The sequence below is a fragment of the Candidatus Latescibacterota bacterium genome (assembly GCA_020633725.1).
GTDB lineage: Bacteria > Krumholzibacteriota > Krumholzibacteriia > JACNKJ01 > JACNKJ01 > VGXI01.
On record JACKDC010000002.1, the window covers coordinates 636,153 to 648,558 of the forward strand.

Here is a 12,406-nt window from a genome sequence, read left to right on the forward strand (position 1 = left end):
ATGCGGCGCCGGGTGTGGGAGATCGTCGAGGTCGCCCACCCAGGGGACCGGGCCAGCCGCGCATTTGACGTCTTCATTCTGGTGCTCATCTTCCTCAACGTGCTAGCTGCGATCCTCGGCACCGTGGGCAGCGTTGAGGCTACGGTGGGTGGGTCTCTGAGGATCTTCGAGGTCCTTTCTGTCGCCGTGTTCACCGTCGAGTACGCTGCAAGGCTGTGGTCCTGCGTCGAGGATCCGAGGTTCTCCCACCCGTTTCGTGGTCGTGCCGCGTACGCGCGGCGCGGGTTGCTCGTCATCGATCTCGTTGCGGTCCTGCCCTTCTATCTGCCCTTCCTCGGCCTGGACTTGCGGTCTCTGCGAGTCCTGCGCCTGCTGCGGGTACTGCGCATCGCAAAGATCGGGCGCTACTACTCCTCGCTCGACCTCATGCGGCGAGTATTCGTCTCGAAGCGGGAAGAACTCGTACTGGTCACTGCTCTGATGGCCCTGCTGCTCGTCCTCTCCGCGAGTGTGCTGTACTTCTGCGAGAACCCGCATCAGCCCGACGTGTTCTCGAGCATACCGGCGACCATGTGGTGGTCCATCGCCACGCTGACTACGGTGGGCTACGGAGACATGTACCCCGTGACCGTGCTCGGAAAGGTCTTCGCCTCGATCATCGCGATCCTCGGCATCGGCATGTTCGCGCTCCCGACTGGCATCCTCGGCGCCGGGTTCGTCGACGAGTTGCAGCGATCGCGCGAAGAGGGCGACGTCTGCCCGCTTTGCGGCCGACGGAAGCTCTAGCAGCGTCATGTTGGCGGCGGGCCGGCGCTCGACCGACCACTTGTGTCCCCCTTGCTCCGATCGCTATCATTGAAAAGGGCCCACCGGGTCCTGCCGGGGGGCATGAAATAGGAGGGAAGGAATGCGCAAGGTGATCGCGACGCTGTTCGCACTCCTGCTGAGCACCGGCGCAAGTGCGGTGGAGTGGGAACTCATTCCCGGCTACGACGGGTCGCCGGGAAGCAACTGCCTCAAGGCAGATCCGGCGCACGGCCGGCTGCTGATGGGCGTGAACGGCGGCTACCGGATCTACGATCCCGTCGCCGGGGAGTGGCTGGTGCGTGAGCTGCAGGAAATCAACGACGTCTACAGCCTGTTGCCACACCCGACAGACTCCGACTTCCTGCTAACCGGCCGTTACGGGGGCTTCTTCTACGGCTGGATCGAGGATGACGCGGGGCTCGTCGCCCAGGGTCCGATCGTGCATTCGGGCACCTTCGGCACCGTGACGGGCCTCGGCCGCCTGCCCGGCGACGAGAGCACGCTCTTCGCCTGCTCGATCTACAGCGAGAGCCCCGGCGGCATCTATCGCTCTCAGGACGCGGGCCAGACCTGGACCACGGTGCATCCGTTCGGCTGGGAGGAAGCCGGGATGGCGCTGACCGTGGGGCCGGGCGGCGACGTCCTCGTGGGCACCGGCATTCCGAGCTATCCCGGCGTGAATGACGGCATCCTGCGCAGCAGCGACGCGGGGGCGACCTGGACCGAGATCTCCGGCGACATGGTCTGCGCGTCCTTCGTCGGCCAGATCGAAGTGGATCCGCTCGACGCGCAGCACATCTACGCGGCCCAGGGCGGCACCTGGGAGCCCGACGATCCGGCCCTCGGCGTCTGGGAGACGCTGGACGGCGGCGGCCACTGGACGCAGATCCTTGCGGGCAACGTCCTCGATCTCTGCATGGATCCGCTCAACGGCGACGTGCTGGTGGCCCTGCGGGGCGCGGAGGTGCTGCTGACCCGAAACGGTGGCGCGACCTGGGTCGACATCGGCGACGGGCTGCCCTACGCCGCCACGTACTGCGCCGTCCTGCCGACGGACGACCGCATCTACGTCGCCACGTACGACGGCCTCTACGCCACGGCGGCTAGCCCGACGGCCGTGGCCGACGCACAGGCCGCAACGCTGGCGCTAGGTGCCGCGCCCAACCCGTTCAACCCTGCCACGGCGATCAGCTTCTCGCTGCCCGCGGCAGCGCGCGCGACCCTGACCGTGCACGACGCCCAGGGCCGCCAGGTGCGCCGGCTCCTCGCGGACGCGGCCCGTCCGTCCGGCCCGCAGCAGGTGATCTGGGACGGCCGCGACGACGCGGGCCACGCGCTGCCGAGCGGCCTCTACCTCGCGCGAGTCGCCGCACTTGGCCGGAGCGAAACAAGCAAGCTCGTCCTGTTGAAGTAGCGCGCCCCAATGACAACGCAAGACAAGACGGCCGCGGGGTCACCCCCGCGGCCGCCGTGCGTCTGACCCTCTCTCTGCGCGCTATTCGATGCTGATGGCGTCGATCAGGATCGCCGAATCGAAGATGCTGTCGCCGATGTCCCCCGCGGCGAAACGGAGCGTCACGGTCTGACCGGCCCAGGGTGTCAGGTCGAGGCCGAGCTGGCGCCAGCCGGTGTAGTAGACGCCGTTGTCGTCGCCCAGCGGGCCCTGATCGAACTGGATGTTGGCCGGATAGACCGAGTCGCACATGTTGTCGACTTCGATGTAGAAGATCACGGTCTCCGTGCCGACGCCGTTGATCACGCTCACCTGGAAGTAGTCCTGGTAGCCCGAGCCGCACCACTCGAGGAATTCCTCGCTGAAGAAGTTGTAGTGGAAGCTCAGCTGCGTGGCCGTGGCGGGCACGCAGACCACCTGGTTGATCTCGCCGGTGTTCAGCGTGTAGCCGAGGCCCGTGGAGATGATGCCCATGGCGTTGCCGTCGATGGGCAGCTGGTCGTCCAGGCGCGAGATGACGCGGCCGTCGCCGGCCACGTCCCAGGCGGCCAGGGTGCCCAGCTCGAAGCCGCCGTTCTGCAGCTCCTGGCCGTAGAAGAGCATCGGGTTGCCCGTGGCCGTGAAGGCCGCGTGGCGATGGCCCGGATCCACCTGCGGCGACGCCTCGTAGGCCGCGCCGCTGCGGTCACCGTTCTCCAGCAGGTTGCTCCAGAAGGCCAGCGAGGCCTCGTTGGCGAAGTCCACCGTGACGCTGCCGTCGAAGGTGGTGAGGTAGCCCACGCCGCTCTCCATGAACGCGAGCGGCCAGATGTTGTTCGCGCTCACGTCGCAGGCCGCGATCTGGATGATGCTGTTCGGGAACCGATGGTTGTACTTCGCCACGAAGCCCGCCTTCACCGCGAAGACGCTGCGGCCGTCCGTCCGCACGATGCACATGCTCGGATGGCTGTCGAAGAGGTCCCAGGAGTGGGCCAGGCAGCGCTCGTAGTCCACCTCCTCGCCCGTGAGGAGGGCCAGCTCGCCGCCGGCCAGCTGCGCCGAGTGCGTGAAGATGCTCACCGCGCCGTAGCGATAGAGATCGCGCAGGGCGTCCACGGTCGCCTCCGCGTCGCGCAGGTAGTCGACGCCGAAGCTGGGGCAGTGCGCGTCGTCGAAGAGCGTGGCCACCGTGCTCGCGGGATCCGTCCCGCCCAGGCCCTCCAGCCAGGTGGCGAAGGGGCTGTAGACGAGGGCCAGGTTCGAGTCCACCTCGTCCGGGTCGCCCAGGTTGCGGTCGTCGTTTCCGCTGACGGGCCGCGCCGGCACGCCCACGCTCATCAGCGGGGCCGTGGTCGCCGGGTCGCGGTGCGGGCGCACGGGCGCGTCGGCGATGCCCGCGCCCCCACTCGTACCATAGAGGGGGCCGTCCGCCGGGTCGGCCAGCAGCACGCCCGCCTCGAAGCCGTTGTTGTAGACGGCCCAGAGGCTGCCGCGGTCGGGCGCGAGATAGGCGTCCACCACGTGGTCCTGGCCGTCGAGCCAGCTCAGCAAGGCGTCGCGCGTGGCCTCGAGGTCCTCGCTGGCGTCGATGGCGTCCTGCCAGCGCGTCTCGATGGAGTCCTGATAGCTGAGCGCCACGTTCACCAGGCCCTCGGTGGGCGGGTAGCGCACGGGCAGTTCGGCGATCACCGACCAGCTCGTGTGCGTGGTCCCGGTGACGCTCGTGGCCGTGGCCAGCGCGCGGAGGTAGAGCGTCTGCGGCGCGACGATGAACATGCCCTCGACGATGGTGGTGTAGTTGCCGTCGGCCTGGATCTCGTCGCCGTTGGTCAGGTCGCCGTTGTCGCGCAGCGGCGAGAGCAGCTCGACGCTGTCGCCCGTGGAGGTGACCCGGTAGAGGTCCACGCTGTCCAGCGTGAGCGAGTCGGCCACCATCAGCTCGGTGACCACGCGGAGGTCGGTGCTCACGCCCGTGGTGAGGCCCTGGGGCGTCGCGTCGGGCCCGTGCGTGAAGACGAGGTCCGTGCTCAGCACGGGCAACTCGCGCGCTTCGGTCCACAGCTCGAGGGAGCCGCCGGTGCTGCCGCTGGCCTGGAGGTGGGCCGCCACGCGCAGGATCTGGGGATCCGGGTAGCTCAGGTTCGGCGCCACGCCGGCGAAGATCTTGTCGCCGGCCACCATGTCGCCGTCGGCGGCGTCGCCCACGTCGCGGAGCGTGGCCAGCACGGCGACGGAGTTGTCGTCCGCGTCCAGGCTGTGCAGGGTCACGCTGTCCAGGGTGTAGCCGGTGGGGGCCTCGGCCTTGAGCGTGGCCGTGAGGTCGTCCAGCGTGTCCACGAGCAGCACCTGGCGGTTCAGGCTGAGCGGCTCCAGCAGGCTGATCGCGGGGCCGCCGGGGTTCTCGCCCGGATTCTGGCTGCTGGTGGTCGGGCTGTCGGAGCAGCCGCCGAGGCTGAGGGCGGCGGCGAAGGCCGAGATCGCCAGGCTCCGGCTGATGAGAATCGCGCGCACGGGGTCTCCTTCCGTCTCACGGGCCATGTCGCGGTGACGTCGCCTGGGCTATCGGAAGGAGCGCGGGGAAACTTGAGCGCAATGGAAAGCCCGGAGCGGCACGCGCCGCCCCGGGCGGGAGCTTGTTCGGGCAACTAGCGGAGTTTGAGCAGCTTGCCGCTGTGCCGTGCCTCGTCGGCCGCGAGGCGGTAGAGGTAGAGCCCGGCGGGGAGGGTCTGGCCGTCGGCGCCGCGGCCGTCCCACTGGAGGACCTGCGCGCCGCCGTCGAAACGGCGGGCGACCGGGGTGGCGACGCGGCGGCCGCTCACGTCGAAGATCTCGAGCCGGACCGAGGCGGGCGCGGCGAGCGCGAAGCGCAGGCCGGTGCCTTCGCGGAAGGGGTTCGTCGTGACGCGCGGCGCCTCGGCGAAGACGCCCAGCTCGGGCACGCCCACCGGCCAGTCGTAGTGGACGGTGATCGTGAGCGCGTCGTTGGCGGGGTTCTCGTCACCGGCGAGCACGGTGCGCGCGGTCAGCGTGTAGCTGCCGGGCGTGGGCGGCGTCCAGGCCGGGTTCACCACGAGCGTGTCCACGGCCACGAAGGGCAGGTTGCGCGTCCAGCTGCCGGTGCCGTAGTCGCCCTCGAGCTCCACCGTGACGCCGGTCTGCCCCGCGAGGCCGAAGTTCGTGGCCTGGATCACGATGGGGATCGTCTCGCCCGGCCCGAACTGCTGGCCGTCCACGAGGCCGCCGAAGCGAAGCACGCCGGTGTCGTTGGTGTAGACGTCGCCCATCAGCCGGTCCACGCCGAACTTGCAGAGGTAGTTCGTGACCCAGGTCATGTCCTCGGTCACGGGATCGGTGCTCTGCGAGACGATGCCGCCGTCGTCGTCCGTGTCGTAGCTGAGCAGCGCGTCCATGATGGTCTTGGCGTAGCCCAGGTGGGCCGGGTCGCCGGTGAGGTCGTAGATCGCGAAGTGCGCGTTGCCGTAGGCCACGTTCCAGGCGACGTCCCAGTCGTAACCGGGGACGCTGTACCAGTCCTGCCAGGTGTCCACGTACTGGGCGTTCGTCGCGAGCCAGTTCTGGCCGTAGGCGGGGTCGTAGGCGAACACGGAGTTGCAGACGCCCCAGAGCGCCGTGCCGCTGCTCATCGCCCAGTACTCGGCGGCCAGGTTGGCGGCGGGCGCGGCGTCGATCCAGGCGAGGACGTCGTCGCCCTGGATCAGCGCGCTGTCGCGGTAGGTCAGGTTGCCCGTGGCCTCCGAGAAGATGTACAGATTGCCGGCCGCCCAGCCCTTGCAGAAGGCGTCCAGGCGCTGGTTCCACACGGTGCCGTCGATGACCAGCGGATGGTCGACGATGTACTGCGCGCAGGTCTCGGCGTAGGCGTCGTAGGAGTGATCGCCGGTGGCTTCCGCGTACATCAGCACGGCCGTGAGCCCCCAGGCGCAGTTGTGGACGCGATAGTAGTCGTCTCCGGCGGCGCCTTCCTCGAGCCAGGCCGGGTAGTTGGTGGAGTAGACCCAGGCCGCGGCGATGTTGTCGTCGTAGGCCGTGCTGCCCGTGAGCTGCTTGTAGCGCGACCAGCACCAGATGGACTCGAGCGTGTTGTCGGTCTGGATGACGTCGCCGAGATAGCCCGCCTCGGCCTCGATCTCGCCGCCGTAGTCGCTGGAGTCGGGGTCGCTCACCTGCCAGTCGGCCAGAAAGCCGACGATCTGGTCGAACTCGCGCAGGTAGTTGAAGGGGCCGAGCGGCGCCGGCATGACGCGATCACCGCGCGGTCCGCCGTCCAGCCAGAGCTGCCAGTCGGCGCTCGAGTCGGTGGCGGGGTCGGGCGCGGGAGCGGTGGCGAGCGCGGGGCTGGCGAGCGCGAGCAGGCAGACGGCGGCAAAGAGGCGACGCATGGCGGGTCCTCCCGGGGTGAAGGCGTGGCGGCCCCCAATTATAGCGCGTGGACTCCCCCGGCCTCAACCGTGACGGCGGTTGACAGCCCGCGCGGCCGGAAGACATCATTCGTCGGGGGAGGTGACGATGCGGCCCTTCTGGAAACTCGCAGGACTTATGCTGCTGCTGGCCACGACCGGCTGCGGCACCACACGCAGCGTGCTGGTGGAGGACAACGCCGGGGGCGACGCCTTCGCGCGCATCGCGGGCAGGCCCGTGGAGCCCGGCGACCTGCTGGAGATCGATCTCGTCGACGGCAGGCGGCTCCAGGGCAAGCTCGAGCAGGTGGGGCCGGACGCGCTCTGGCTGCGCGTCTTCCGCGGCCCGGGGGATTCGGCGCGGCCGCTGCCCCGCGCGGCGCATCCCATTCTCTCGGTTCCCCTGGCCGACATCGAGCGCTGCACCCTCATGGCCTGGACCCCTTGGCTCCCCTTGCGCGACTACCTCCTCATCGCCCTGGGTCTCGCGCTGACTACCTGGGTGAGCCTGCCGTGAAGCCGGCGCGACGCACACTGGCCCTGCTCTGCCTGGCGCTGGCCGGTCTCCAGGGCTGCTCGTCACCGCTTCGTCAGCCAGTGCTGTTGCCCGACATGGCCGACGCGGGCGCGCCGGCGCCCATGGCGCTGGATCTGGAACTGGGCGAGCGCGTCCACTGGCGCCTCGAGGATGGCCGCGCCGGTCGGGGCTTCCTGGTCGCGGCCACGCCGGACACGCTGGTTCTCGCGAGCCGCCGCATCGATCTCGAAGTGCCGGGCGGATGGGATCAGCGGATTCCCGTCGCCGAGCTGGTGGAGCTGAAGCGCTGGGATCCGCGCGGCGAGCCGATCGTGCTGGGCGTGCTCGGCGTGACCCTGGTCACGGCCACCGTGTTCGTCGTCGCGCTGGCTATCTCGTTCTCGTCCTCGAGCGGCTGGTCCACCTACTGACGCCAAACCCGAACGCGGGGGTAAGCCGTGCGCCAATCGTTCCGGGTCCTGATCCTCCTGTCGCTCCTCTGCGCGGCCTGCGCGCCGGCGTACCAGGAGCGGCAGATCGTACCGGCGGACGACCCGGACGGCTCCGCCCTCGCCGCGATCCCGACCAACGCGCCGGTGCGGTGGTGGCTCGACGACGGCAGCACCGGGCATGGCTACTTCATCGCGCTGGAGAACGACACGCTGGTGGTGGCCGCGCGCAGCGCGACCCTGCGACAACCGCCCGAGGGCCTGCAACGCCTGCCGCTCGCAACGGTCACGGCGCTGCGCGCGGGACAGAGCGAGCTGGAGGGCCGCGCGCGGAGCGGAGCGGCGGGGGCAGTCATCGTCGCCGCTGCTGCCTTCGCGGCCGTTCTGATCTGGCTGGCGACGGATCCCCCGCTCTGGGGAGGCTAACGGGCCTATTCCCTTGCATCCGCGGGTCCCTTGACGCACCCTACGTCCTTCCTCAGCGGCAGGAGTGCCATGGGCGAGCTGTACGCGATCGGGGCGGCGGTGGTGTGGGCGTTCGCCGTCATCCTGTTCAAGCGCTCGGTGGAGAGCATCTCGCCGTTCGCGCTGAATCTGTTTCGCGTGGGCGTGTCGCTGGTGGTGTTCGTCCCGCTGCTGATCCTGAGCCGCCAGCAGCTCTGGCGCCCGCTGCCCTGGACTGACTACGCGATCCTGGCGGCCTCGGGCGTGCTGGGCATCGCCGTGGCGGACACCTTCTTCCACCGGGCGCTGAATCGGCTGGGCGCGGGGCTCACGTCCATCGTCGACTGCATGTACTCGCCCTTCATCGTGGGCTTCGCCTTCCTGCTCCTGGGCGAGCGGCTGAGCCTCTGGCAGCTGCTCGGCATGGTGCTGGTGGTCACGGCCGTGCTGATGACCTCGCGCGCACGGCTGCCCGAAGGTCTGGACCGGCGCGGGCTGATCATGGGGATCATCTACGGCGTGTCCGCCATGGGGACGATGGGGCTGGCCATCGTCTGGGCCAAGCCCGTGCTGGAGCGGACGCCGGTGCTCTGGGCCACCACGGTGCGCCAGGTGTCCACCTTCGCCTTCATGGTGCCGGTGGCGCTGCTGCATCCGCGTCGCCGCCGGCTGCTCGGCGTCTTCCGCCCTGCGACTAACTGGCGCTTCAGCGTCCCCGGCGCGCTGCTCGGCTCCTGCCTCGCGCTGCTGCTCTGGATCGGCGGCATGAAGTACGCGCAGGCCGGCGCGGCGGCCGTGCTGAACCAGACCAGCACCATCTTCGTCCTGCTGCTGGCCACGCTCTTCCTGCGCGAGCCCTTCACCCCTCGCAAGCTGGTGGCGGCCGTGCTGGCGCTCGGCGGCATCGCGCTGGTGACGCTGGGCTAGTCCCGGGCCTGGATCAGCAGTCCGCCGACGATCAAGACCAGCCCCACCAGGGTGCCGGGCTGGATCGTCTCGCCGGCCACCCGCGCGATGAAGACCAGCGACAGGAAGGGCGCGAGGAAGATGAGATTGGCCACGCGCGCCGCGCTGTCGGCCAGCTTAAGCGCGCCGAGCCAGAGCGCGAAGGTGAAGCCCATCTCCACCGTGCCCACGTAGAGCGCGCCCCAGAGGCCGCGCCAGTCGGCGGGGACGAAGCCGTCCGTCAGCGCGCAGACCAGCGCCACCGCCGGCAACCCCGCCGCGAAGTTGAGAAAGAGCCCCGCCGTGGGGGGCAGCGCGCTCTTCGTGTTGCCGATCCAGTAGAGCGCCCAGAGCAGGGTCGAGCCGAGAGCGAGCGCGACGCCGAAGGCGTCGGCGGGGCCGCCCGCCCCCTGCCGCGAGATCACCAGCACGCCGGCGTAGGCCACGAGGCCGGCCAGGAGCAGCCGCGGCCGGAAGCGCTGTCCGAGCAGGGGGATGCTCAAGAGGCCCAGCGTGAGCGCCCAGGTGTAGTTGAGCGGCTGGGCCACCTGGGCCGGCAGGCGCGCATAGGCCGTGAAGAGCACCAGGTAGTAGAGGCAGGGATTGACGATCCCCAGCCCCAGCGCCCGCAGGATCTCCCGCCGCGGCGCGCGCCGCAGCGCCGGCCACTCGCCGCGGAGCGCCGCGAGGCCGCCCAGCACCAGGGTCGCCACGGCCGTCGAGTAGACGAGCAGCTGCACCGGCGTGAGGCGGCGGAGGCTGAGCGCGAAGGCCGTGGCCACCGTCGACCAGAGGAGGACGGCGGCGAGGCCAAGAAGGGTGGCGCGGCGCTGCTGGCTCATGGCTTCTTCTAGCACATGGGTGGCGCGCCAACGACGCTTGATTGCGGCGGCATGGCCCGAACTCTGCTAATCTCCCGGCGGACTCAGCCGGGAGGACAGGACCGCCGTGCACATCCTGATCGCCGACCGCTTCGACGCCGAACTGCCCCGCCGCCTCGCCGCCTTCGGCACGGTGAGCGAGTCGCTGGACGACATCGCCGCCGCCGAGCTGCTCATCGTCCGCAGCAAGACCCGCTGCGACGCGGCGCTCATCGCGCGCGCGCCGAATCTCAAGCTGGTGATCCGCGGCGGCGTGGGCCTGGACAACGTGGACCAGACCGCCGCGGCGGCGCGCGGCATCGCCGTCAGGAACACGCCGCGCGCCTCGGCCATCGCCGTTGCCGAGCTGGCGATGGCGCTGCTGCTCGCCATTCCCACGCGCCTGGTGGAGGGCCACGTGGGCATGGCCGGCGGGCAGTGGCTGAAGAGCCAGCTGTCGCGCACGGAGCTGCACGGCAAGACCCTGGGGCTGCTGGGGCTCGGCAACATCGGCCGCCAGGTGGCGCGCCGCGCCCGCGCCTTCGGCATGCGCGTGCTGGCCCACGATCCCTATCTCGACACGAGCGAGGACGCCACGCTGCTGCCCAGTCTCGACGAGCTCCTCGCCGCCGCCGACTACGTGTCGCTGCACCTGCCGCTGAACGACCAGACCCGCGGCATCCTGGGCGCGGAGGCCCTCGCCCGCCTCCGGCCTGGCGCGGCGATCGTCAACACGGGGCGCAGCGACTGCGTGGACCTGGACGCCGTCGCGGCGGCCCTGCGCGCGGGCCGCCTGCGCGCCTATGCGACCGACGTCTGGCCCAGCGATCCGCCGCCGCCGGACTGCCCGCTGCTGACCGCGCCGGGCGTCATCATGACGCCGCATCTGGGGGCGAGCAGCGCCGAGAACCTGGCCCGCATCGGCGACGAGATCGTCGCCCTGGTCAGCGCCTACCGCCGGGAGGAAACGCCGTGACGCGCGCGCACAACTTCGGGGCGGGCCCCGCCGCGCTACCCCTCGCCGTGCTCGAGCAGGCCCAGGCCGAGCTGCTGGACTACCAGGGCCGGGGCATGTCGCTGCTCGAGATCAGCCACCGCGGGGACGCCTACCGCGCCCTGCACACCGAGGCGCAGCGCCGCCTGCGCGCCCTGCTCGGGCTGGACGACGCGTTCCGCGTCCTCTTCCTCGGCGGCGGCGCGACGCTGCAGTTCGCCATGCTGCCGCTGAACCTGCTGCCCGAGCGCGGTCGCGCGGACTACCTGCTCAGCGGCGCCTGGGGCCGCAAGGCCTTCGCCGACGCGGGTCGCGTGGGCCAGGTCCGCGCCGTCTGGGACGACGACGGCCGTCTGCCCGAGGCGGGCGAGTTCACCCCGGACCCGGACGCCGCCTACCTGCACCTCACGAGCAACGAGACCATCGGCGGCTTGCAGTGGCCGGAGTATCCGTCCAGCGGCGGCGCGCCGCTCGTGATGGACGTCAGCTCGGACTTTCTCAGCCGGCCGCTGCCCGTGGCGCGACTCGGCCTGGCCTACGCCGGCGCGCAGAAGAACGCGGGTCCGGCCGGTGTGACGGTGGTGATCGTCCACGAGTCGCTGCTGGGCCGCTCGGGGCGCGCGCTGCCGAGCTACCTGGACTATGGCGTGCACGCGGCGCAGGACTCGCTGGCCAACACGCCCCCGGTCTTCGCCGTCTACGTGCTCGGCCTCGTGATGGCCTGGATGGAGCGCGAGGGCGGGATCGACGGCGCGGCCCGCCGCGCTGCCGAGCGAGCGGCGCTGATCTACGCGGCGATCGACGACAGCGGCGGCTTCTACCGCTGTCCGGTGCCCGTGGCGCAGCGTTCGTCGATGAACGTGGTCTTCCGCCTGCCGGACGAGACGCTCGAGGCGCGCTTCCTCGCCGCCGCCGGGGCCGCGGGCCTGATCGGCCTCAAGGGCCACCGCAGCGTGGGGGGCTGCCGCGCCAGCCTCTACAACGGCCTGCCGCTGGAGAGCGCGCGCGTGCTGGCCGCGTTCATGGGGGAGTTCGCGCGGACTAGCGGATGATCCCCGGCTTGCCGAGCTCGCGCCGGAGAATGCCCACCTGTCCCACGTGATAGCACTCGTGAAAGACCACGCCTGCCAGGAGCGTGCCGACGGTCTCGTCGTCCCTGCCGAAAGGACTGAACGGCGCCGCCTCGCGCAGGCGCTCCTCCGGGACGGCGCCGAGTCCCGCCTTGATCGCGGCATGGCTCGCGGCCAGCGCGTCGCGCAGCGAATCCAGGTCCAGGGCGCCAGCGGCCTCGGCCTGCCCCGTCGACCCGCGCCGGTAGGGCGCGAGGCGGGCTTCGTCCATGACAGGCGCCGCGCCGAGCAGCTTGAGCACGCCGTTGCGCGCGTCGAGCAGATGCCCGGCCAGCCAGTTGATGCTGTTGCCCCCGCCCTCGGGCCGCCGCAGGCTCTCGGCCTGCGTGACGTCGGCGAGGCTCGCCGCCAGGAGATGCTGGGCGTAGCCGAGTTGCAGCTTCAGGGTGTCGACGTGCACGGGACGTCCT

General features: G+C 70.6%; 12 protein-coding genes. 8 read left to right on the forward strand and 4 right to left on the reverse strand.

The features are described from left to right. Both H6693_07220 and H6693_07225 read left to right on the forward strand, forming a co-directional pair. Entirely contained in the window at window positions 1-786 is a 786-nt protein-coding gene (locus tag H6693_07220) for an ion transporter (GenBank protein MCB9515969.1), read from the forward strand. 121 nt (window positions 787-907) lie between these two features. Further along, window positions 908-2,221 carry a hypothetical protein gene (locus tag H6693_07225; GenBank protein ID MCB9515970.1) on the forward strand — a complete coding sequence of 438 codons (1,314 nt, stop codon included), beginning with the start codon at window positions 908-910 and terminating at the stop codon, window positions 2,219-2,221. An 81-nt stretch (window positions 2,222-2,302) separates the two neighbouring features. On the opposite strand, the gene H6693_07230 is transcribed toward H6693_07225, so the two are convergent. Beyond that, window positions 2,303-4,750 carry a choice-of-anchor L domain-containing protein gene (locus H6693_07230; GenBank protein ID MCB9515971.1) on the reverse strand — a complete coding sequence of 816 codons (2,448 nt, stop codon included), beginning with the start codon at window positions 4,748-4,750 and terminating at the stop codon, window positions 2,303-2,305. A 134-nt stretch (window positions 4,751-4,884) separates the two neighbouring features. Continuing rightward, window positions 4,885-6,639 (reverse strand): hypothetical protein, encoded by a 1,755-nt coding sequence (locus H6693_07235; GenBank protein MCB9515972.1) that lies wholly within the window; start codon window positions 6,637-6,639, stop codon window positions 4,885-4,887. Window positions 6,640-6,766: 127 nt separating this feature from the next. Here H6693_07235 and H6693_07240 point away from each other — a divergent pair, with 127 nt between their 5' ends. The 4 genes from H6693_07240 (at window position 6,767) to H6693_07255 (ending at window position 8,994) form a co-directional block, all read left to right on the forward strand. Further along, window positions 6,767-7,174: a hypothetical protein gene (locus H6693_07240; protein MCB9515973.1), complete on the forward strand. Its 408-nt coding sequence runs from the start codon at window positions 6,767-6,769 to the stop codon at window positions 7,172-7,174. Next, entirely contained in the window at window positions 7,171-7,605 is a 435-nt protein-coding gene (locus H6693_07245; GenBank protein ID MCB9515974.1) for a hypothetical protein, read from the forward strand. Before H6693_07240 ends, H6693_07245 begins: the two co-directional genes overlap by 4 nt. Before the next feature lie 27 nt (window positions 7,606-7,632). Then, complete coding sequence (locus H6693_07250; GenBank protein MCB9515975.1) at window positions 7,633-8,049, forward strand: hypothetical protein; 417 nt, start codon at window positions 7,633-7,635, stop codon at window positions 8,047-8,049. A 69-nt stretch (window positions 8,050-8,118) separates the two neighbouring features. After that, window positions 8,119-8,994: a DMT family transporter gene (locus H6693_07255; protein ID MCB9515976.1), complete on the forward strand. Its 876-nt coding sequence runs from the start codon at window positions 8,119-8,121 to the stop codon at window positions 8,992-8,994. Here the strand turns inward: H6693_07255 and H6693_07260 are convergent. Next, entirely contained in the window at window positions 8,991-9,854 is an 864-nt protein-coding gene (locus tag H6693_07260) for a DMT family transporter (protein ID MCB9515977.1), read from the reverse strand. The two genes, H6693_07255 and H6693_07260, sit on opposite strands and share 4 nt — an antisense overlap. A gap of 106 nt (window positions 9,855-9,960) precedes the next feature. Between H6693_07260 and H6693_07265 the strand changes: the two genes are divergently transcribed. Together H6693_07265 and serC are read left to right on the forward strand one after the other, a co-directional pair. Continuing rightward, a complete protein-coding gene (locus tag H6693_07265) occupies window positions 9,961-10,848 on the forward strand; it encodes a hydroxyacid dehydrogenase (GenBank protein MCB9515978.1) in 888 nt (295 codons plus the stop codon). Then, window positions 10,845-11,918 carry a 3-phosphoserine/phosphohydroxythreonine transaminase gene (gene serC / locus H6693_07270; GenBank protein MCB9515979.1) on the forward strand — a complete coding sequence of 358 codons (1,074 nt, stop codon included), beginning with the start codon at window positions 10,845-10,847 and terminating at the stop codon, window positions 11,916-11,918. The genes H6693_07265 and serC overlap by 4 nt, the downstream gene beginning before the upstream one ends. Here the strand turns inward: serC and H6693_07275 are convergent. Next, window positions 11,908-12,396 (reverse strand): DinB family protein, encoded by a 489-nt coding sequence (locus H6693_07275; protein MCB9515980.1) that lies wholly within the window; start codon window positions 12,394-12,396, stop codon window positions 11,908-11,910. The genes serC and H6693_07275 overlap by 11 nt on opposite strands. Window positions 12,397-12,406 lie beyond the last annotated feature (10 nt).

What these genes read in the sequence shown, in the direction of transcription:
- H6693_07220 (MCB9515969.1), top strand. Translation starts at nt 1, where the DNA reads ATGCGGCGCCGGGTGTGGGAGATCGTCGAGGTCGCCCACCCAGGGGAC.
- H6693_07225 (MCB9515970.1), top strand. Translation starts at nt 908, where the DNA reads ATGCGCAAGGTGATCGCGACGCTGTTCGCACTCCTGCTGAGCACCGGC.
- H6693_07235 (MCB9515972.1), bottom strand. Translation starts at nt 6,639, where the DNA reads ATGCGTCGCCTCTTTGCCGCCGTCTGCCTGCTCGCGCTCGCCAGCCCC.
- H6693_07240 (MCB9515973.1), top strand. Translation starts at nt 6,767, where the DNA reads ATGCGGCCCTTCTGGAAACTCGCAGGACTTATGCTGCTGCTGGCCACG.
- H6693_07255 (MCB9515976.1), top strand. Translation starts at nt 8,119, where the DNA reads ATGGGCGAGCTGTACGCGATCGGGGCGGCGGTGGTGTGGGCGTTCGCC.
- H6693_07260 (MCB9515977.1), bottom strand. Translation starts at nt 9,854, where the DNA reads ATGAGCCAGCAGCGCCGCGCCACCCTTCTTGGCCTCGCCGCCGTCCTC.